The 21972-nt window shown below is 66.4% G+C and carries 12 protein-coding genes; 9 read left to right on the forward strand and 3 right to left on the reverse strand.

Translation table 11 applies throughout. The annotated features are described in order from the left end of the window. From IP91_RS14400 to IP91_RS14415, 4 genes are read left to right on the forward strand one after another with little or no spacing between them, the layout of a single operon-like run. Positions 1–1551: a sugar ABC transporter ATP-binding protein gene (locus IP91_RS14400; RefSeq protein WP_145649747.1), complete on the forward strand. Its 1551-nt coding sequence runs from the start codon at positions 1–3 to the stop codon at positions 1549–1551. Then, a complete protein-coding gene (locus tag IP91_RS14405) occupies positions 1548–2561 on the forward strand; it encodes an ABC transporter permease (protein WP_145649748.1) in 1014 nt (337 codons plus the stop codon). Before IP91_RS14400 ends, IP91_RS14405 begins: the two co-directional genes overlap by 4 nt. 11 nt (positions 2562–2572) lie before the next feature. Further along, a complete protein-coding gene (locus IP91_RS14410) occupies positions 2573–3607 on the forward strand; it encodes an ABC transporter permease (protein WP_145649847.1) in 1035 nt (344 codons plus the stop codon). Further along, positions 3607–4986: an FGGY-family carbohydrate kinase gene (locus tag IP91_RS14415; RefSeq protein WP_145649749.1), complete on the forward strand. Its 1380-nt coding sequence runs from the start codon at positions 3607–3609 to the stop codon at positions 4984–4986. Before IP91_RS14410 ends, IP91_RS14415 begins: the two co-directional genes overlap by 1 nt. 287 nt (positions 4987–5273) lie before the next feature. Here the strand turns inward: IP91_RS14415 and IP91_RS26245 are convergent, their stop codons facing one another. The 3 genes from IP91_RS26245 to typA all read right to left on the reverse strand — a co-directional run bounded on the left by IP91_RS26245 (position 5274) and on the right by typA (position 12775). Next, positions 5274–7244 (reverse strand): family 43 glycosylhydrolase, encoded by a 1971-nt coding sequence (locus IP91_RS26245; protein WP_199754600.1) that lies wholly within the window; start codon positions 7242–7244, stop codon positions 5274–5276. Positions 7245–7362: 118 nt separating this feature from the next. Continuing rightward, a complete protein-coding gene (locus IP91_RS14425; RefSeq protein WP_229474414.1) occupies positions 7363–10626 on the reverse strand; it encodes a TonB-dependent receptor in 3264 nt (1087 codons plus the stop codon). A gap of 316 nt (positions 10627–10942) precedes the next feature. Then, a complete protein-coding gene (typA, locus tag IP91_RS14430) occupies positions 10943–12775 on the reverse strand; it encodes a translational GTPase TypA (RefSeq protein WP_145649750.1) in 1833 nt (610 codons plus the stop codon). 338 nt (positions 12776–13113) lie between these two features. On the opposite strand from typA, the gene IP91_RS14435 reads away from it, so the two are divergent. The 5 genes from IP91_RS14435 to IP91_RS14455 all read left to right on the forward strand — a co-directional run bounded on the left by IP91_RS14435 (position 13114) and on the right by IP91_RS14455 (position 21967). Next, positions 13114–15864 carry an ATP-binding protein gene (locus IP91_RS14435; RefSeq protein WP_158643147.1) on the forward strand — a complete coding sequence of 917 codons (2751 nt, stop codon included), beginning with the start codon at positions 13114–13116 and terminating at the stop codon, positions 15862–15864. Positions 15865–15962: 98 nt separating this feature from the next. Further along, entirely contained in the window at positions 15963–16427 is a 465-nt protein-coding gene (tssE, locus tag IP91_RS14440; RefSeq protein ID WP_145649752.1) for a type VI secretion system baseplate subunit TssE, read from the forward strand. Positions 16428–16435: 8 nt separating this feature from the next. Continuing rightward, positions 16436–18250, forward strand: a complete 1815-nt coding sequence (tssF, locus tag IP91_RS14445; protein WP_145649753.1) for a type VI secretion system baseplate subunit TssF — start codon at positions 16436–16438, stop codon at positions 18248–18250. After that, complete coding sequence (gene tssG, locus IP91_RS14450; RefSeq protein WP_145649754.1) at positions 18214–19209, forward strand: type VI secretion system baseplate subunit TssG; 996 nt, start codon at positions 18214–18216, stop codon at positions 19207–19209. The genes tssF and tssG overlap by 37 nt, the downstream gene beginning before the upstream one ends. Further along, positions 19199–21967 carry a type VI secretion system Vgr family protein gene (locus IP91_RS14455; protein WP_229474418.1) on the forward strand — a complete coding sequence of 923 codons (2769 nt, stop codon included), beginning with the start codon at positions 19199–19201 and terminating at the stop codon, positions 21965–21967. Before tssG ends, IP91_RS14455 begins: the two co-directional genes overlap by 11 nt. Positions 21968–21972: the final 5 nt, after the last annotated feature.

The following is a 21972-nucleotide window of genomic DNA, read 5'->3' on the forward strand; positions in this document are numbered from 1 at the left end:
ATGCAAGCATTATCCGAAACCCCGGCCGGTACCCATCCGGCCGGTGAGCCCGTGCTGCGCCTGGAAGGCATCAGCAAGCGTTTCGCCGGCATCGTGGCGCTCAACAAGGTGGCCCTGACGGTGCGGGCCGGCGAAGTGATGGCCCTGCTGGGCGAGAACGGCGCCGGCAAGTCCACGCTGGTGAAAACGCTCACCGGCATCTACCGGCCGGACGAAGGCTCGATCCACCTGCACGGCCAGCCGATGCAGTTCGCGAACGCGCAGGACGCGATGCGAGCCGGGATCACCGCCGTGCACCAGGAAAGCGTGATGTTCGACGAGCTGACCGTGGCCGAGAACATCTGGGTGGGCCGCCAGCCCGTCAAGGGCGGCCGCATCGACTGGACGAAGATCGAGGGCGAAGCCGAGCAGCTGTTCAAACGCCTCGAAGTCGACATCCCCGTGCGTGCCAAGGTGCGCGACCTGTCCGTGGCGCAGCGCCACTTCGTGGAGATCGCCCGCGCGCTGTCGCAGGATGCCCGCGTGGTGATCCTCGACGAGCCGACCGCCGCGCTGTCGCAGCGCGAGATCGTGGAGCTGTACCGCATCATCCGCCAGCTGAAGGCGGCCGGCACCGCCGTCATCTTCATCTCCCACAAGTTCGACGAAATCTACGCCGTCGCGGACCGCTACACGGTGCTGCGCGACGGCCACTTCATCACCGATGGGGCGCTCGCCGACATCTCCGAACCGGAACTGGTGTCGCTGATGGTGGGCCGCTCCGTGGCGCAGGCGTATCCGAAGGCGGACGTGACGCCGGGCGAGACGCTGCTGGAAGTGGATGGCTTCTGCCACCCCACCGAATTCCAGGACGTGAGCTTCAGCCTGCGCCGCGGCGAGATCCTGGGCTTCTACGGCCTGGTGGGCGCGGGCCGCTCGGAAGTGATGCAGGCGCTGTTCGGCCTCACGAAGTGCTCCAGCGGCACCATCAGGATCGAGGGCAAGCGCGTGCACGTGGGCTGCGCCGCCGAGGCGATCAACCAGGGCATCGCCTACGTGCCGGAAGACCGCCAGCACCAGGGCGCACACCTGACGCTGCCGATCCAGCACAACGTGACCCTGCCGATCCTCGACAAGATCGGCTTCTTCCTGTTCGGCCCGAAGGCTCGCCGGGAGGAAATGGCCGTGTCGCGCCTGTACAGCGAGCAGCTGGAACTGAAGGCCCACCACCTGCAGCAGCATGTGTCGGAACTCTCCGGCGGCAACCAGCAGAAGGTCGTGCTGGGCAAGTGGCTGGCGACGAATCCGAAAGTGATCATCCTGGACGAGCCCACCAAGGGCATCGACATCGGCTCGAAGGCCGCCGTGCACCGCTTCGTGGGTGAACTGGTGCAGCAGGGCCTGTCCGTGATCCTCGTCTCGTCCGAACTGCCGGAAGTACTGGGCCTGGCGGACCGCATCATCGTGATGCACCAGGGCCGCATCGAACAAGAATTCGCCCGTGCGGACGCGACGCCGGAACGCGTCGTTGCCGCCGCATCGGGCAGCGCAGCGCTGGAGCACGCCGCATGAAGAACAATCTGAAAAACCATACGCGGGAATTGCTGCTGGCCGTCTCGATCGTGGTGCTGGTGCTGCTGGTGGGCATGCGCGCGCCCGTGTTCATCACCGGCGCCAGTCTCGGCAACCTGCTGACGGACAGCACGCTGCTGATCATCCTGGCGCTGGCGCAGATGCTGATCATCGTCACGCGCGGCATCGACCTGTCGATGGCCTCGAACCTGGCGCTGTCCGGCATGGCCGCCGCGCTGCTGGCCTCGAAAAACCCGGACCTGCCGCTGGTCGTGATCATGCTGGCCGCGGCGGCGATCGGCCTCGTGCTGGGCCTCGTCAACGGCTACCTGATCGGCTACCTGGAGCTGCCGGCCATCGTCGTCACGCTGGGCACGATGAGTGTCTATCGCGGCCTGGTGTTCGTGCTGTCCGGCGGCGCCTGGGTGTCGTCGCACCAGATGCCGGAAGCGTTCATCGCCTTCCCGCTGACGCGCCTGTTCGGCATCACCTACCTGGTCTGGATCGCCGCAGCCGCGATCCTCGTCGCCTGGTACGTGGCCTTCCACAGCCGCTTCGGCCGCGACCTGTTCGCGATCGGCAATGCGCCTTCGTCCGCCCGCTATGTCGGCATCCCCATGGCCAACCGGCTGTTCTGGACCTACGGGCTGGCCGGCCTGGTGTCGGGCATCTGCGGCTACCTGTGGGTGGCGCGCTACGCGGTGGCCTATACTGAAATCGCCTACGGCTTCGAATTCACCGTGATCGCCGCATGCGTGATCGGCGGCATCAGCATTGCCGGCGGCACGGGCACCGTGATTGGCGCCGTGCTGGGCGCGCTGTTCCTGGCCGTGATCGGCAATGCGCTGCCGGTGGTGAAGGTCTCGCCATTCTGGCAGAGCGCCCTGACGGGCATCGTCATCCTGGCGGCCGTACTGATCAACGCCCGCGACCGCAAGAACGCGGGCCGGCAGATCCTGCCGCTGCACCTGAGCAGCCGAACCACCGGACACGCAGGAGGTACCGCGTGAGCACCACGACCATGACCAAACCCGACCCGACGGACACCGCAGCCGCGGCCTTCAGCGCCAGCAACTCGCGTTACACGATCCTGGACCGCCCCCGCTTCAACGTGAAGGGCGTGCTGGGCAAGTGGGAGACCTTGCTGGCGCTGCTGTTCATCGTGGCCTTCGTCATCAACGGCGCGCTGGTGCCGAACTTCCTCGACCCGTACAACCTGGCCGACGGCACCTTCAACTTCAGCGAGAAGGCCCTGATCGCCCTGCCGATGGCCCTGCTGATCATCTGCCGCGAGATCGACATCTCGGTGGCCGGCATCCTGGCGCTGTCGTCGGTGGCGATGGGCCTGGCGAACCAGGCCGGCTTCCCGCCCGCCACGCTGCTGCTGGTGGCGCTGGCCACGGGCACGCTGTGCGGCGCGCTGAACGGCGTGCTGGTGACGCGCTTCGGCCTGCCGGCCATCGTCGTCACGATCGGCACCGTGTCGCTGTATCGCGGCCTGGCTTCTGTCGTGCTGGGCGATAAAGCGTTCACCGGCTACCCGCAGCTGATGTCCGACTGGGGACAAGGTTACTTCTTCGATTTCATCCCGCGCGAATTCATCGTGCTGCTGGTGTTCGCGGCCGTGTTCGCGTTCGTGCTGCACGCCACGCGCTGGGGCCGCCGCATCTACGCGATCGGCAACAACCCGATCGCGGCGCGCTTCTCCGGCATCGAAGTCAACCAGTACCGGCTGGTGCTGTTCATGCTGACGGGCGCGATGGCGGGCCTGGCGGCCTTCCTGCTGACGGGCCGCATCGGCAGCACGCGCCCGAACATCGCGATGGGCTGGGAACTGGAAGCGATCACGATGGTGATCTTGGGCGGCGTGAGCATCGCTGGCGGCGCGGGCACGATCGGCGGCGTGATGCTTGCCGTGCTGACGCTCGGTACCGTCACGTACGGCCTGTCGCTGGCGAACATCCCCGGCATCTACATGACGATCGTGATCGGCCTGCTGCTGCTGGTGACGATCGCGCTGCCCCGCCTGCTGCGCGGGAAGAAGGTCGCAAAATAATGGCAACAGAGAATACCGCCGCAATTGCAGTCCTCGACATCGGCAAGACCAATGTCAAGCTGGCGCTGATCGATGACGCCGGCCGCGTGCTGGCCGAGCAGCGCCGCCCGAATACGGTGCTGCGCGACGGCCCCTACCCGCACCACGATACCGATGGCATCTGGACATGGATGCTCGATACCCTCAAGGGCTTCGCGGCGCAGGCGCAGGTGACTGCGATCGTGCCGGTGACGCACGGCGCCACTGCGGCACTGGTGGACGACAACGGCCTGGTGCTGCCGGTGCTGGACTACGAGTTCGAGCCGCCGGCGCAGCAGCACACCGAGTATCTCGGCCAGCGTCCCGCGTACGACGCGACCTATTCGCCGCAGCTGCCGGCCGGCCTGAACCTGGGCCGCCAGCTGGCCTGGCTGGCGCAGGCCTTCCCGGCCGATGTGGCGCGCGCGAAGCACATCCTGATGTATCCGCAATACTGGGCGTGGCGCCTGTCCGGCGTCGCGGCCGGTGAAGTGACGTCGCTGGGCTGCCATACGGACCTGTGGCAGCCGGCCAGCGCGCAGTATTCGCAGCTGGTGGAACGCATGGGCTGGACGCAGCAGATGCCGGCGCTGCGCAATGCCTGGGATGCGCTGGGTGCCGTGTCGCCCGACGTGGCGGCGCGCACCGGCCTGCCGGCGGACTGCCAGGTCATCTGCGGCATCCACGACAGCAATGCGTCGCTGCTGCGCCACCTGGACCCGCAAGGCAGCCATGCTGCGCCACCGGCCGTGCTGTCGACCGGCACCTGGGTGATCGCCGCGGTGCCGGGCGGTCCGCTGGACGGCCTGAAGGAACAGTCGGACATGCTGGCCAACTGCAGCGCATTGGGACAGCCCGTGCCATGCATGCGGTTCATGGGCGGCCGCGAGTTCGCCGCGCTGGCCGGCACCGATGCCACTGCCTGCAGCGTGGACGACCTGCAGCAGATCATCGACCAGGGCACTTACGCGCTGCCCACGTTTGCCGAAGCGGGCGGGCCGTTCGCGGGCCGCAAGGGCTCCGTCGTGGGCCCGGCCCTGCCGGCCGATGCCGAGCGTACCGCGCTGGCCACGCTGTACGTGGTGCTGATGAGCGACTACTGCCTGACCGCGCTCGGCTCGGCGGGCGACATCGTCGTGGAAGGCAGCTTCACCAACAACCCGCACTTCGCGCCGTTGCTGGCGGCCCTGCGCCGTGGCCAGCAGGTGATCGTTACCGACGACGCCAGCGGCACCACGGGCGGCGGCTGGATGCTGGCGCACTGGGGTAAGGTGCCGGCCGTGCAAGCGCATGCCGCCGCGCCGATCGCGCTACAGGGCTGGGCGCAGTATCGGGAACGGTGGCTCACGCTGGTAGGTTGAGCGCCTAGCATTCGAATGAAACCAGGGCATGCCCTGGTTTTTTTCGTGCCCGATGTTGCGCAGAACGTTCGCGCTACGGGGTCTGGCTCCGCCGGCATGTGGCGGACGAAGCATCGACGGCTTGTGCTGCGGTGCCTGACCCCAGCCGTTTGCCGGCGTTTCGATGGCGTTTCGATGGCGCTGGCGAAAGGCTGGGGTCAGACCCGCGACGATTTTAACGACTGAAGCTGAAGTCGCGGGCGCCATGGGTCAGACCCCGTGCGCTCGCGCTGGTTGCGACATCCGCGCTACGGTGGCGGAATCAGGTTGATACGCGTCGGGGCATCCCGGTCCACCGTCAGCACCCCACCCTCTTCCTTCAGCTCCACCACCTGGATACTGCTGCGCCGCTGCTCGGTGCCATCGAGCTTCGCAGCGACTGCTGCTGCGGTGCGCCCCGGATGCGTGAAGTAGAACAGGAACGCGCGCCCGCCGCTCACCACCACGTCCGGATGGCCGCCGATCACGCCGTCGTCGGCGCCCTTGCCCGGCGCCTGCAGCAGGTTGTTGGCCTGGCGCTGCCACGTGACGGCATCGCTGGAGCGGTACACGCCCAGGCCCCGCCACACATCGGTGATCATCCACCACGACCCGCGCCACTGGAACACCTTCGGGCCTTCGCCGGCCTGGTCGCCCACCGCCTTGCCCTTCTGCGTCCACGTCGCGAGGTCCGCGCTGTCGGCGGTCCAGATCGACTTGCCATCGAGCTCGTTGTTGTACCACATGCGCCAGCCGCCGCCGGGCAGCGCGGCGATGCTGGCATCGATCACCTTGTCCGTCACCAGCGACAGCGGCCGGGCATTGCGCCAGCTGCGCAGGTCCGTGCTCTCGAGCCGGACGATGCCACGGGGGTGCTTCCAGTCCGTGAAGATGCCCGGCACGACGGTGAGGTACATCTGCCACGTGCCACCGGGCGCGCGGATCACGTCCGGCGCCCAGTGCGTGGCGTTGGCACCACCCATGTCCGGCGGCAGTTCGATATCGGCCGTGCCGACATACGACCAGGTGCCACCCAGGTCGGCCGATTCGGCGATGCCGATCTTCGTGCCATGCACCCACGTGACGCCGGACAGCCCGGGCGTATTCGCGCGCCGCGCCGTGTAGTACATCCACCAGCGCTGGCGCTGCGGGTTCCACACCACGACGGGATCGGCCGCGCCATCGACCACCGGGTCGCGGAACAGCGGCTTGGCGGCCACCGCGCCCTGGTCGGCGACGGGCTCGCCGAAGTCCGGCGTGCCATCCGGCCGCCACGCGATCGCCTGCGCCCGCGTATGCCGGTTCGGATCCTTCAGCGAATCGCCGGCGATGTCGCGGTAGTTGCGCGCGTGGTAGACGTTGATGTCGGTCTTGCCGTCCGGCGTGGTGGTGAACGAATTGTGGCCCGGCCCGAACTGGCCGTTGGCGGCGCTGGTGGCAAACACCGGCTGCGCCGCCTTCGACCACGACGCGCGGTCCAGCAGGTTGGCATCCGCTTTCGCGGTCAGCATGCCCATCGCGTAGTTCGCATCCGTGGCGGACGCGGAGTACGTGAGGAACACGCGGCCATTCTTCACCAGCACGGCGGGCGCCTCGTTGACGTCGTACTTGACGCGTTCCCACGGGTATTCGGGCGACGTGAGCAGCGTGGCCGGGCCCGCGATCGACAGCGGTGATGCCATCTTCGCGATGTAGATGCTGGTCTGCTGCTTTTCCGCTTCCTGCGGGCGCTGCGTCCACACGAGATAGCGCTGGCCGTTCAAGGCGAAGGTGGTGGCATCGAGCGAGAAGGACTCCCAGCCCGTCTTGAGCTGGCCCCGTTCCAGCCACGGTCCCTTCAGCGGATCGTCCGATGCGCATTCCAGCACGTACAGGCGGATATCCCAGATCCTGTCCGCGCGGCTGGCCGTGAAGTACACATACCACTTGCCGTCGATACGGTGCAGTTCCGGCGCCCAGATGTGGTAACTCATCGGGCCAGCGGCGTGCTTGCGCCACACGACCTGCGCCTCGGCCTTGCCCAGGTCGTCGAGCGAGCGGGCGCGCCGCAGTTCAATGCGGTCGTACTCCGGCACGGTCGCCGTGAAGTAGTACCAGCCGTCCTCCTGCAGCGTGACGTGCGGATCGGCGCGCCCCTGCACGAGGGGATTGTTGAAGGCCGGCGGGGCTGCCGGGATGGCAGGCTGGGCGACTGCGCTGCTGCAAGCCACGGCGCTCCAGACGAAAAAAACCGCGGGCATGAAGCCCGCGGTCCGATGACGCAAAGTCATGTGCATTGCGGTTAAACCTCAGTTTGATGCGCGCAGTTTCATGCGCTCAGTTCAATGCGCTCAGTTCATGCGCTCGGTTTCATTACGCTCAGTTCTTGTACGACAGGCTGATGTAGTAACGGCGGCCCGGGAATGCCAGCTCATTGACACGGAACGAATCGCCCGCATTGGTGATCTCGGCCTGGTCCGTCAGGTTCTTGCCCTCGAACGACAGCGTGAAGTTGTCGTTGAAACGGTACTGCAGTTTAGCATCGAGGTAGCCGGTCTTCTCGGAGAAGTTCGGGTTGCCCGACACGTCGTTGGAGCCCGTGTAGTACGCATCGCGGTGGTTGTAGGCCACGCGTGCATTGATCGGGCCACGGTCATACCACAGCGCCGCGTTGTAGCTGTTCTTCGACAGGCCAGGATACGGCAGCACGGTACCATCGAGGGTGTTCAGGCGTTCGGTACCCGGCGCATATTTGTAGTTCATGCGCGTGTAGTTGGTGTCCACGCCGAAGCCGCCCAGCCAGCCCGGCAGGAAGGTGAACGCGGTACGCGCCGTCAGCTCGATACCCTTGGTGGTCGCGCCTTCGCCGTTGACCGCACCCGTTACGTCCCACAGGCGGCCGTCGCCGTACACGTCGACATCCTTCTGCAGGTTCTTCTCCAGGATGTAGCTGGAGATCTTTTTCTGGAAGAACGCCGCGCTGACCTGCGTGTCCGCGCTCGGGTAGTACTCGATCGACAGATCGGTGTTCGTCGCGCGGAACGGCTTCAGGTTCGGATTGCCGGCCGTGCAATCGTCGGCCGTGCCATCGCCGCCCACCGTCGGGCTACCGCTGTTGGCGATACAGTTGATGTTCGGGTTCAGCAGGTCGATCCGTGGACGCGACATCACCTTGCCCCAGCCCAGGCGCACCAGCAGCGTGTCCGGAATGGCCCAGGCCATCAGGTTGGCGCTTGGCAGCAGGTCGTGGTACTCGTTGTCGACCGTGGCGATGCTGTTCGAGATCACGTAGTCCGTGTAGGCCGTGCTGTTCGCGCTGTTCTGGACGCGGATACGGCTCGACGATGCACCGGTGGCACGGCTGCGGGTGTTCGTGTAACGCGCACCGATGTTACCGCTGAAGCTGTAGCCGTACAGTTCCGAATCGAAGTCCAGGCGGGTGTACGCGGAACGCACGTTTTCCTCGGACTTGTAGGCCGGGATCTGCGCATACGTGTTGCCGTCGCTGCCCGGCGCGCTGGTCAGGTAGCCATGGTTGAAGTGCGACGTGTCGAAGCTCGGTGCCGCGGCCGCGTAGTTCGGCGTCGTCCAGCCGGTCGGCAGGCCGCTGACCTTGTCGTAGCCGTTGAAGAACGTGCCCGGCGTGCGGCCGATGATCGAGCTGACCAGCGCCTGCATCTGCGCCGCGGTCGCGTACTTGGTGGCGTAGCTGTTGTTCAGGAACGATTGCGTGTCCGGATTGCGGATGACGCCCGACGTATTGAGCGGATCGTAGACCAGCGTCTGGTTGACGTTGGCGCTGATGATGCTCACGTCGTCGGCCGTCGTGCTCGGGTCGTTGCTGTTCAGGTAGCCGCCGCCGTTGTACTGGCGGCCGGCCGACTTGCGCGCCTGCGCGCCGACCCACAGCTTGGAGAAGAAGCCGTCGAGCCGGTACTTGGCATCGATCTTGGCCTGGTCTTCCGTGTTGCGCGTTTCGCTCGGACGGTACTGCAGCTGTGCCTGCGTGTACGAGCTGGCGTCATCCGGCGAATAACCGGCCGGGAACGTGAAGTGCGGCAGGCCCTGCGCGTCGAGCGTGACCTTCAGGCCCGGCGCGTTCTGTGTCAGCACCACGTTGTTGCTGTCGCTGAAGTAGTCGGACGACGACGTGCCGATCAGGCCTTCCACTTCCAGGCGGTCGCGCTTGAAGCTGAAGCCGCTGGACAGGTAGCGCGAACGGATGTCGAGTTCATAGTCGCGTGCCGAGGTCGAGAACGCGCCCTGGCCGCCCTGGCCCGCCACGTTCAGGCAGTTGCCCACCGTGTATTCGGTCACGTAGTGGTTCTGCACCGTCATGCCGGCCGGCGTACCGGTGGTCGGGATCGCCGTGCAGGTGCCGGCCGTGCCGACCGTGCCGTTGGCGTTGTAGACGGGCGCCTTGCCGGCGCTGAACAGCCGGTTGACGTTGCCGAAGTCGGTACCGAAGTTGCGGTCGTTCAGGCGCTGGTCCTGCTTGTTGTCCTGGTACGAAACGTAGGCATTGAACTGCTTCGAGAACTCGTACTGCGCGGTGATCTCGGCGGACGAGCGCTTGTGATCGCGCGTCCACATGCCGTAGCGGGAGATGCCGGGGGAGTAGTCGTACCACTGGCTCAGGCAGTTGGTCTTGGCGGTGCCGGACAGCGCATCGCAGCCGGCCTGCGAGCCGATCGCGGCCAGCGCCGGGTCCTTGCTTACCACGGTCTTCTCGGGCGAGGCATCCCAGTCGCGCAGGAAGCGCCACGACGTGTTGCGCGCGTAGTCCTGCTGGGTGAGCACCTTGTCGTAGACGAAGTTGCCCATCAGGCCCAGCTTGTTGTTGAAGAATTTGTCGGCCAGCAGCAGGCTGCCGCGCGGCTGCACGCCGCCGCGGCTGGAGGACTGCTCGCCGGAGACGGTGGTGGCAATGGTCGGTTTCTTGAAGTCCAGCGGCTTGCGGGTCTTCACGCTCACGGTGCCGCCCACGCCGCCTTCGGTCATGTCGGCGGTGACGCCCTTGTACACGTCGATCGACTGGATCAGTTCGGAGGCCAGCTCGCGCAGCTCGGCGCCGCGGCCGGCGGTGCCGCCGGTGGACAGCACGGACATGCCGTTGATCTCGACGCGGTTCAGGTCCGGCTCCACGCCGCGGATCGATACCTGCGAGCCTTCGCCGAACGAACGGGTCAGCTGCACGCCGGTGATGCGCGACAGCGCCTCGCCCACGTTCTTGTCCGGGAACTGGTTGATGTCCTCGGCGATGATCGAATCGGACACGGTGGCGTTGCGGATCTTGCGGTCGATCGCGGAGGCGACCGACTTGCGGGTGCCCGTCACGACGACGACGCTGCCCTGCGAAGGATCGGCGGAAGGCGCGGCGGCCGGTACGGACGATGCAGCCGGTGCCGACGATGCGGCGGTCTGTGCGGATGGTGCGGCCGGTGCGCCGGCAGTGCCTTGCGCGGGGTCGTTGGCGGGGGCGGACTGCGACATGCCGGCGGTGTTGTCGCTCGACTGGGTGCGCACTGCGGTGGCTTCCTGCGCCATGGCGGCGTGGGCGGCGAGCATCGAGGCGGCGATGGCGAAAATGGTCCTGCGGTTCAGGCGTCCAACCGCCTGCCCGTGATTCACGTGCTTGGTCACTATAACTCCTCCGATGTGGCCCTTGTGAGCCTTCTGTTTTGGAACCTGCTCGGGGGATTTTATGTTAGAGAAACCTTTGCAATGCCATGCACTCACTAAACAATCAGGAAAGTGATTAGATCAGTCATTCGCTCACGCGATTGATCACGTTGCGTAAATTTTTGCGCAGTTAATTGCTTAAATTGTATCCATATGTTTCCACGCGTCTCTTTTTCGCCTCATGCCCCCCAAGACTGGCAGCGAGCGCCCGTGCCGGCAGTCGGCAAAAAAAACCCGCCGGCTTTTCAGGCGGCGGGTTTCGTTGACGGCGTAACGCTTACGCGTCGCGCGATGCCTTCTTGCGCTCGTGCTCTTTCAGGAAGCGCTTGCGCAGGCGGATCGACTTCGGCGTGATCTCCACCAGTTCGTCGTCCTCGATGAACTCGACGGCGTATTCCAGCGACATCTGGATCGGCGGCACCAGGCGCACCGCTTCGTCGGTACCGGACGAACGCACGTTGGTCAGCTGCTTGCCCTTGATCGGGTTGACGACCAGGTCGTTGTCGCGCGAGTGGATGCCGATGATCATGCCTTCGTACACCGGATCGTTGTGCGACACGAACATGCGGCCGCGGTCCTGCAGTTTCCAGATCGCGTAGGCGACGGCGGCGCCGTCGTCCTGCGAGATCAGCACGCCGTTGCGGCGGCCGGCCATCTCGCCGCGCGAGTTGTCGACCGGGCCATAGGCGTCGAACACGTGGCTCATCAGGCCGGTGCCGCGCGTCAGCGTCATGAACTCGCCCTGGAAGCCGATCAGGCCGCGGGCCGGAATGCGGTACTCGAGGCGCACGCGGCCCTTGCCGTCCGATTCCATGTTCTGCAGGTCGCCACGGCGGCGGCCCAGCTCTTCCATCACGCCGCCCTGGTTGGCTTCTTCCACGTCGACGGACAGGTTTTCGAACGGCTCGTGGCGCACGCCATCGACCATCTTGAAGACCACGCGCGGACGGGACACGGCCAGCTCGAAACCTTCGCGGCGCATGTTCTCGATCAGGATCGTCAGGTGCAGCTCGCCGCGGCCGGACACTTCGAAGATCGTGTCGTCGTCGGTCGGTGCCACGCGCAGTGCCACGTTGGCCTTCAGTTCCTTGTCCAGGCGGTCGCGCAGCTGGCGCGACGTGACGAACTTGCCTTCGCGGCCGGCCAGTGGCGAGTTGTTGACCATGAAGTTCATCGTCAGCGTCGGCTCGTCGACGGTCAGCATTTCCAGTGCGTCCGGGGTATCCGGTGCGCAGATGGTCGAGCCGATGCCGATTTCCTCGATACCGTTGATCAGCACGATGTCGCCGGCGACGGCTTCGTCGACCAGCACGCGCTCCAGGCCCTTGAAGTTCAGCACCTGGTTGATGCGGCCCTTGATCGGGGTAGCGCCCGGACCATCGACGACGATGACGTCCTGGCCGGCCTTGATGCGGCCGCGGGAGATGCGGCCGATGCCGATCTTGCCCACGTACGAGGAGTAGTCCAGCGAGGTGACCTGCATCTGCAGCGGGCCGTCCGGATTGTCGTCACGCACCGGCACGTACTTCAGGATGGCTTCGAACAGCGGCTTCATGTCGCCGCCGCGCACGTCTTCCGTCAGGCCGGCGTAACCGTTCAGGCCCGAGGCGTAGACGATCGGGAAGTCCAGCTGCTCGTCGTTGGCGCCCAGCTTGTCGAACAGTTCGAACGTCTGGTTGATGGCCCAGTCGGCGCGCGCGCCCGGGCGGTCGATCTTGTTGACGACGACGATCGGCTTCAGGCCCAGCGCCAGCGCCTTGCGCGTGACGAAGCGGGTCTGCGGCATCGGGCCTTCCTGCGCATCGATCAGCAGCAGCACGGAGTCGACCATCGACAGCACGCGCTCCACTTCGCCGCCGAAGTCGGCGTGGCCCGGGGTGTCGACGATGTTGATGTGGGTGCCTTCGTACTCAACGGCGCAGTTCTTCGACAGGATCGTGATGCCGCGTTCCTTTTCGAGGTCGTTCGAGTCCATGACGCGGGTATCGACCTGCTGGTTTTCACGGAAGGTGCCCGACTGGCGCAGCAGCTGGTCCACGAGGGTCGTTTTGCCATGGTCGACGTGGGCGATGATGGCGATGTTGCGAATTGCGCGTTTAGTATTAGACATGGTCGTTGTGTTTGCAGTAAAACTGTGGGACGCCGAAGCTGGTTGCTTGAAACTTATTATTCGTGATGCGGTTGGAACGTGAATCAGGTTAAACAGTGTCTGCTCAGCAGGCGCCCCGGCAGGTGCGGATGCACTGAACCCACTAGTATAGCACGGTGGCATGCCGCCTGAAACTGTCGTTGTGTGGTCCAGGGAACGGACCGGCCGGAGCGAAAGCCCCATGCTGGGACCATGCCTTCCCCCGGAACCCGATGAGCGACCGACCTGCCCACCTTCTCGCTGCAACCGCTGCTGTCCATGGTGCTTCCCCTGCCGTTCCCGGACCGGCAGGCCCAGCCATGTCCAGCGCGATCTTTCGCGCGCTGCCGGCACCGTGCGTGCTGCTGTCGCCGGCGCTGGAGATCCTGGAAGCGAGCGATGCCTTCCTGCGCGCCACCGGCAGCACGCGGGCGCGGGTGGTCGGCCGTTCCGTGTTCGATGCCTTCCCGGACAACCCCGCGGACCCGGGCGCGGACGGCGTGGCCAATCTGCGCGCCTCGCTGGAACGCGTGCTGGCCTCGAAGGCACCGGACACGATGCCGCTGCAGCGCTACGACGTGCCCAATGCCGGCATCTTCGAGGAAAAGTACTGGCGGCCGGTTAACACGCCGGTGCTGGACGACGCCGGTGCGGTGAGCTGCATCATCCACCAGGTGGACGACGTGACGTATGCGCTGCGCACCCAGCAGCTGCGCATGCGCGGCCAGGCCCGGCCGCGGCAGGCGCCCACCTTCATGGCCGTGCTGGCCGGCCCCCAGCATCGCGTGGAGCTGATGGACGAAGGCTTCCTCCGGCTGACGGGCCACCGCGACCTGGTCGGCCATCCCGTCACGGAAGGCTTCGACGGCTCCGCCGACGGCAACTTCGCGCTGATGCTGGACGAGGTGTACCGCAGCGGCGTGGCGCTGACGGCGAACAGCACCCTCTATCCGGTACAGGCCGTGCCGGGCGGTCCCGTCGCAGGCCGTTACATCGACTTCGCGTTCAAGCCGGTGCGCGGCGAATCGGGGGGCGTGGAAGGCGTGTTCATCGAGGGCGTGGACGTGACGGACCGGGTGCTGAACGACACCCGTCGCGACGCGCTGGTGCGGCTGACGGACGCGCTGCGCGACCTGCGTTCGCCGGCCGACATCGCGTACACGGCCGCCGCCATCCTCGGCGAAACGCTGGGCGCCAGCCGGGTGGGCTATGGCCGCTACAATCCGGCCACCGACACGCTGTACGTGGGCCGCGACTGGTGCGCGCCCGGCATGCCCTCGCTGGAAGGCACCGTGCAGCTGCGCGAGTTCGGCGGCTTCGTCGACGACATGCGGCGCGGCCAGGACGTGGTGATCGCCGACGTGGACCAGGACCCGCGCACCGCGTCCTTTACCGGGCGCTTCCGCGCGTACCGCACGCAGGCCTTCGTCAACATCTCCGTGATCGAACAGGGGCAGCTGAAGAGCGTCCTGGTCGTCAACGACACGGTGCCGCGGCAATGGGCGGTGGAAGACGTGGCGCTCATGAAGGAGTTCGCCGAGCGCACCCGCACGGCCAGCGAACGGGCGCGCACGATGGAAGCGCTGGTGGCCAGCGAAGGCAAGTTCCGCACGATCACCAATGCGATGCCGCAAATGGTGTGGTCGACCCAGCCGGACGGCTTCCACGACTACTACAACGCCCAGTGGTACGAGTACACCGGCATGGAGCCTGGCACGACCGACGGCGCCGGCTGGAACGCCATGTTCCACCCCGACGATCGCGAGCCGGCCTGGCAGGCCTGGCGCCACAGCCTGGCCACCGGCGAGGTCTACGAGATCCAGTACCGCCTGCGGCACCGCTCCGGCGAATACCGCTGGACGCTGGGCCGCGCCCTGCCGATCCGGAACGCGGCCGGCGACATCGTGCGCTGGATGGGCACCTGCACGGACATCCATTCCCAGAAGCTGGCCGAGGACGAGCTGCGCGACGCGGCCGCGCGCAAGGACGAGTTCCTGGCGATGCTGGCGCATGAACTGCGCAACCCGCTGGCGCCGATCAGCACGGCCGCCCAGCTGCTGAAGGCGGGCCGCGCCGACGAGCGCACGCGCCAGGCCGCCAGCGACATCATCGTGCGGCAGGTGAAGCACATGGCGCACCTGGTGGACGACCTGCTGGACGTGTCTCGCGTGACGCGCGGCCTGGTGCAGCTGGACATGGCGGAGCTGGACCTGAAGGGTGTGGTGAGCAGCGCCATCGAACAGGCGCTGCCCCTGATCGAGGCGCGCCACCACCGGCTCGATCTGCGTCGCTCCACGGCAGCCGCCCCCGTACGCGGCGACCGCACCCGCCTCGTGCAGGTGATTGCCAATGTGCTGAACAACGCGGCCAAGTACACCTCCCCCGGCGGCCGCATCGCGCTGGAGCTGGCGGTGGCCGACGGCCAGGCCCGCATCACGGTGCGCGACAACGGCAACGGCATCGCGCCCGCCCTGCTGCCGCACATCTTCGACCTGTTCATCCAGGGCGAACGCAATCCGGACCGTGCCCAGGGCGGACTGGGCCTCGGCCTGACGCTCGTGAAAAGCATCACCGCGCTGCATGGCGGCAGCGTGACGGTGGACAGCGAAGGGCCGGGCACCGGCAGCACCTTCACCATATGCCTGCCGCTGTCGCTGGCCGCCGGCGCCGCCGTACCGGCCACGCAGGGGCCCGATGCGCCGCCGCCGGCCCGGCGCGCGCTGCGGCTGATGGTCGTCGACGACAACGTGGATGCGGCCCATCTGCTGGCCGCGCTGCTGCGCGCCGAGGGCCACGAAGTCGTCACTGCGGACGATGCGGAAAGCGCGCTGCGCCACCCGCAGCTGGGCACCCGCGACGCGTTCATCCTCGACATCGGCCTGCCCGGCATGGACGGCTACGAACTGGCCCGCCGCCTGCGCGCCGCGCCGGACACGGCATCGTCACGGCTCATCGCGCTGACCGGCTATGGCCAGCCGAACGATGTGGAAGCCTCGCACGATGCCGGCTTCGACCACCACTTCGTCAAGCCGGCCGATCCGGGCAAGCTGATGGCGGCGCTGGTGGCGTGAACGTCTTCGGCTAGGCAGCCGTCTCAATTGCGGTAGCGCAACACCCCCTCCGGCCGGACACCGGAGAATCCCCAAGCTCGCTTCGAACGGGGGGAACCATGCGGGAATCCGGCCATATCACATTTACCAGCAGTGTCTGGGACCGCTTGATGTCTCCGGCGTCCGACAGCGCCATTGCGACGCTCTCCCTCCAACAGTACCGCCGTGCCATCACGCGCGATCTCGAAAACCTCCTCAACACGCGCAGCGCCGTGCCGGATGCTGCGCTGGCAGGCCAGCCCCATTGCCGCAGATCGATCGCCAGTTTCGGACTGGCCGACTTTGCCGAACTGAGTCTGTCCAGCAGCGCGGATCGCAAGGAACTGTGCGACCGCCTGGAAGCGGCCATCGCCCGCCATGAGCCCCGCCTGAAGCAGGTGCGCGCGCAGCTGGTGCACGAACCGGGCGTCGTCAACCACGTGAGCTTCGTGATCACCGGGCGGCTGACTGCACTGGCGAGCAGCACGCCATTGCGCTTCGACGTCGTCCTGCAGCCCTCCACCCTGCACTACTCGATCCGCTGAGCGCTGCAATGAAGAAGCTGCGCGAATACTACGAACGCGAACTGGGCCTCCTGCATGGCTATGCACAGGAATTCGCGGCCGACTATCCGGCCCAGGCGATGCATCTTGGGATGGCAGACGGCGCCGGCGACGATCCCCACGTGGAGCGCCTGATCCAGGCCACGGCGCTATCCAACGCGCGCGTGGCACGGCTGCTGGACGACAGCGACGGCAAGCTGACCGAAGCCCTGTTGAACGTCAATTACCCGCACTACCTGCGGCCCTTTCCTGCTACCGCCAATATCCATATCGATACCGGCGCCGTTACGGCGGTCACCAGGGTGCAGCGCGGGACGGTGCTGAGCGCGAGCTCGCAGGAGGGCATGGCCTGCAAATTTCGCACCGTGCAGGACGTGTTCATCACGCCGCTGGTCCTGTCACGCGCGACGTTTCATGCCATCGCAGACCTGCCGCCATACCTCGCGAGGCCGGCGGATGTCGCCAGTTCGCTCAGCATCAGGATCGAAGGCCCGGCAGGCTTCGATCTGCGCGCTCTGGACGTTCCAGCATTGCGATTGCTGATTGCCGGCGAATCGTCGCTCTGCGCGCTGGTGCGAGATGTACTCTTCCTGCAGGCACAAGCCGCCTGGGTAGAGCTGCCCGATGGCCGGTGGCGCGCGCTGGATGCCGTGCCGCTGGCGCCGGCCGGCTTCTCGGCAGAAGAAGCAGTGCTGCCATGGCCGCCGGCCGCGCATCCCGCATTCCGCCTGCTCGCCGAATATTTTGCATGCCCTGACCGTTTCAATTTCCTCGACCTGATGCTGGCGCCGCTGCTGCGCCCCGCACCGGCCGGCAGCCACTGCGTTACGCTGCACCTGGGCCTGAAAGTGCCGTCCGACTCGCCAGCCGCACGCTTGCTGGCCGGCGTTTCGAAAGCGAACCTGCTGACCCATTGCACGCCCGTCGTGAACCTGTTCCGGCGCAGCGCGTCGCCCATCGAGATGACACACGCGACACCGGACTACGAACTGTTGCCCGATGCCGCCAGCGCCGGTGCCTATGACGTGTACAGCGTGGACCGGGTCAGCGCCATCAGCGCCGCACCACGCGACAGGGCGCCGGTCGAATATCGCCCCTATTACGCTGCCCATCATGGCGAACAACAAGGAAAGGGCCGCTACTGGCTGCTGCGCCGCGATGCCATCCGCGCTGTAACGCATCCTGGCCACGAGCTGCGCATCGCGCTGGTGGACGGGCAACTCGATCCGCTGGCCGAGAACAATGCCAGCGTGTCGATCGACCTCACCTGCACCAACCGCGACATCCCGGCCCGGCTGCGCCACGGTGCACCGGAGGGCGACCTGCAACTGGAACAGGGTACCCAGGGCTGGACGCTGCGTTTCCTGCAGCGGCCCACGCCCCAGTATCGTTTCAACGCGGAGCATCATTGGCGCCTCATCTCGCTGCTGTCGTTCAGCCAGGCGGCGCTGGGCCAGCAAGGCGTCGAGGGACTGCGCGAGGCGCTGGCGCTGCACGACCTTCGCCAGAGCGCCATCACGCAGCGGCAGATCCGCGGCGTCGCCGCGCTGGATCTGCGCCGCGCGCGCACCTGGCTGCGCGATGACTGGCACACGACGCCCGTCTTCGGGACCGACATTCGCGTGACGCTCGACGAGCAGGCCTTCACCGGCGCCAGCCTGCATCTGTTTGCCCAGGTACTCGACCATTTCTTCGGCCTGTGCGCCCACCTCAACACCTTTACGCGGCTGACCATCGTGTCGCTCGCGGACGGCAAGGAGCTCATGCGATGCCAACCCCGGCATGGCGACATCCCGCTGGCCTGATCCGGCGCTTGCTGGAGCAGCCGCAGCGGCACGACTTCTTCCAGGCCGTGCACCTGATCGGCAGGTGGCTGGCTGCGCAAGGTGCCGGTCATACGCTGGACAGCGCCCTGCGCTTCCGGAACAGCATCTCGCTGGCCTTCCCGCGCAACCAGATCGAAACGCTGACGGTCGAAGGTGACCGGGTCTACATGACGCCCGCCTTCATCGGCTTCCTCGGCGTCAAGGGTGTGCTGCCTTACTGCTACACGGAAGCCGTTGCAGCACAGGTTCACGGTGACAGGAACGAAGCGGGCCGCGCCTTTGTCGACTGCTTCTCGCAGCGTTCCGTGCTGCTGTTCTACCGCGCCTGGGAAAAATGCCGGGTCGAGTACCGGCACAGCGCAGATGGCCGCGATGGCTTCATGGCGTTGCAGCTGGCCATAGCAGGTCGAACGCAAAACACCGATGCCGCGATTGCACCACAGGTGGCTGCGCACTACGCCGCGCTGATACGGCAACGTACCGTTCCGGCAGCGCTGATGGCTGCCATCCTGAACGACCATTTCCGCGTGCCGGTGCGGGTCGAACCGTTCACTGGCTACTGGGAGACGTTGCGGCCGAAAGAACAGTCGCGTCTGGGTATCTCCAACTGCACGCTCGGTGTTGACTGCATGTTGGGCACGACATACCGCGCCCTGCGCGTGCGTCTCTGGCTCGGCCCCCTGGACCGGCGCGACTTCGATCACTTCCTGAAGGCGGCGCCCGGCGGCCGAGCGCTGCGCGCGATGCTGGCGCTGTTCAACGTACCCGCGCAGTGCTTCGAAGTACGGCTCATTCTGCGCGCGGACCAAATGCGGCCCATCTTCCTCGACGGCACCGCGAAGCTGGGACAGGGCACCTTTCTCGTGGCCGGCCCGCAATGCGCTGACAACGCCGATACCCGTTACCTCATCGAACCAGGAGACAGCATTGGACTATGACGAACCCGGTGATACCGACCTGATCGCGCAGCTCCTGACGGCGCGCCATCGCCCCATCCGGCTCGTGCTTGCACTGGCGGACGGCCCCTCCGACGATATCCTGCTGCCGCAACGTGTGAGCGGCACGGAAGCCATCTGCGATGGCATCGAACTGCGCGTCTACTGCCTGTCGCTCGATGCCGGCCTGCCGCTGAAGGAACTGATCGGCGTGGCCGCGCAGGTGCAGCTGGTGACGGATGCGGGCGACCTGCGCAGCCTGTGCGGCATCGTTACAGAGGCCAGCCAGGGCGAAAGCGACGGCGGTCTCGCCACGTATCAGCTGGTATTGCGCGATGCGCTGGCGGTACTCGACCTGGCCGTGAATACCCGGGTGTTCCTCGGCAAGACCGAACTCGAGATCGTTCAGCTGCTGCTGGCGGAAGCGCGCCGCCACAATCCGGCACTGGCGGCGTCCTTCGAATTCGAGGTCAACACGGCGCTGGGCATGCGGCGCGATCCGACGCGCAGCCAGATCATCCAGTACAACGAGCGTACCGGCGCCTTCATCCGCCGGCTACTGCGGCGGCGCGGCATCGGCTGGTTCTTCCGCCCGGGACGGGCCAGCGCCGCCGAGACCGATAGCGAAGCACCCTGCCCGCCTGTGCATACGATGGTGCTGTTCGACGATGCGCGCCGCCTGAAGCAAAGCCCGGCCGGCGTGGTGCGCTTCCACCGCAATGCCGCCACCGAGGAACGGGACACCATCACTGCCTGGTGCGGCGTACGCACACTGCAGCCGGGGCGCTTCTCGTACTTCAGCTGGGACCATGCCAATCCACGCGGCACCGGCTTCATGACGGCGAGCGCCGCCAGCGAGGCCGATCAAGGCACGCGCGGCACCAGGCTTGCCGCCGAACTGGAGCGCTACCTGATCGAGGCGCCGCATGTGCGCGACGATCACGAAGACCTGACCGTGCTGGCGCGGCAGGCCATGGCACGCTCGGACTTCGAGGCCAAGTGTTATGTCGCCGAAGGCGGCGTGCGTTCGTGCGCGGCAGGCGAATACTTCACGCTCGACGGCCATCCTGACATGGACCAGCACGGGGATGGCGAGCGCGACTTCGTGATCGTCTCGCAGCACATCGTAGCGCAGAACAACCTGCCGAAGGCTTATGACGCAAGGGTCGAGCGCCTGTTTGCCCGCAACCGCTGGGAGACCGATCCAGCGCTGCCCGTGGCGGCGCGCAACTGGTTCGATGCGGGCGAAATGCGCTTTTTCCTGCGCATGACGTGCGTGCGGCGCGACACGCGCTTCGTGCCAGCGCCCGATTTACAGAACGACCGGCCGCATGCAGCGATGCAAAGTGCCATTGTCGTTGGTCCCACCGGCGAGACGGTGCACTGCGACGAACTTGGCCGCATCAAGGTGCGTTTCAGTGGCATGCGTGAAAAAGACCATGCGCACGCGGAAGGCGCCGGCGCATCCGGCGCCGATGCCGATTCAGCATGGGTGCGGGTAGCCACCAACTGGGCCGGGCCCATCTCCGGCTCCGGTTCGCACTTCGGTGCGCTGACCTTGCCGCGTGCCGGCACCGAGGTGCTGATCGCCTTCCTGGGTGGCGATCCGGACAAGCCGGTCGTCATCGGCCAGCTGTACAACACGTCGGGCCGACCGCCACATTTCGGCACCGATGGCCTGCCTGGCAATCGCTACCTCTCCGGCATGCAGAGCCGCGAAGTCAAAGGTACCCGCGTCAACCAGCTGCGCCTGGACGACACGCCGGGCCAGATCAACGCGCAGCTGTCCAGCGATCACGGGCGCTCGGAGCTGAACCTGGGCTGGCTGACGCAGCCCCGCACGAAAGGCACCGGCACCGCGCGCGGCGAAGGCGCCGAACTGACGACCGACCAGCAGCTCGCGCTACGCGCTGGCAAAGGCATGCTGCTGTCCGCCTGGCAGCGCCTCGGCAGTGGCGGCAGGCAGCTCGACCGCAGCGACTACCTGGCGCTGATGGAGGAATGTGTCGAACTGTTCCGCTCTCTTGGCGAATATGCCGCGTCCCATGAAGGTCTCGCCGTGGATGCTGCCGCGCAGGATGGCCTGAAATCGGGCATCAAGAACTGGGACAAATCCGGTGCCGCCGCCATCGGCGTCACCGCCCCGGATGGCATCAGCTTCGCGACATCGAAGGCGGTGGTGACCTACGCCGCCACCAACATCGACACGGTAGCGCAACAGCACCTGCAGCTGACGGCGGGTCAGCGCATGAACGTAAATGCCGGCAAAGGCATCTCGCTGTTCTCGCACGCTAACGGGCTGCGCGCCATTGCCCATCACGGTCCCCTGCTGATGCAGAGCCAGTTCGACACGACGCAGATCGACTCCGGCAAGGACGTGAAGATCAGCGCCAAGGGCCGCGTGATCATCCAGGCCGAGGAGCTGGTGTTCGTGAACACGGGCGGGGCTTACATCGCGCTGAAGGGCGGCGCGCCGGAGATTGGCGGGCCGGGCGCGTTGACGGTCAAGACGGACGGGCATAACTGGAATGGGGCGGCGAGCAAGTCGGCGGATCTGCCGAAGTTCACCGACGGCGAGTTCGTGCGCACCCCGCGAGTGCTACGCGGCAGCGATGGCGAGCCGGTCGAGGGCGTGAAGATCAATGTGGAGGTCGATGGCCAACGGCGCACCGTCACCACGAACAGTGCCGGGGAGGGCGAAAAGATTACCTCCGATACGGTGCAACAACTGCGCGCCTTCTTCGATCCCAAAGACATCTGAACCGG

It is taken from the genome of Pseudoduganella lurida (assembly GCF_007830455.1).
In the GTDB taxonomy this organism is placed as follows: Bacteria; Pseudomonadota; Gammaproteobacteria; order Burkholderiales; family Burkholderiaceae_D; genus Rugamonas; species Rugamonas lurida.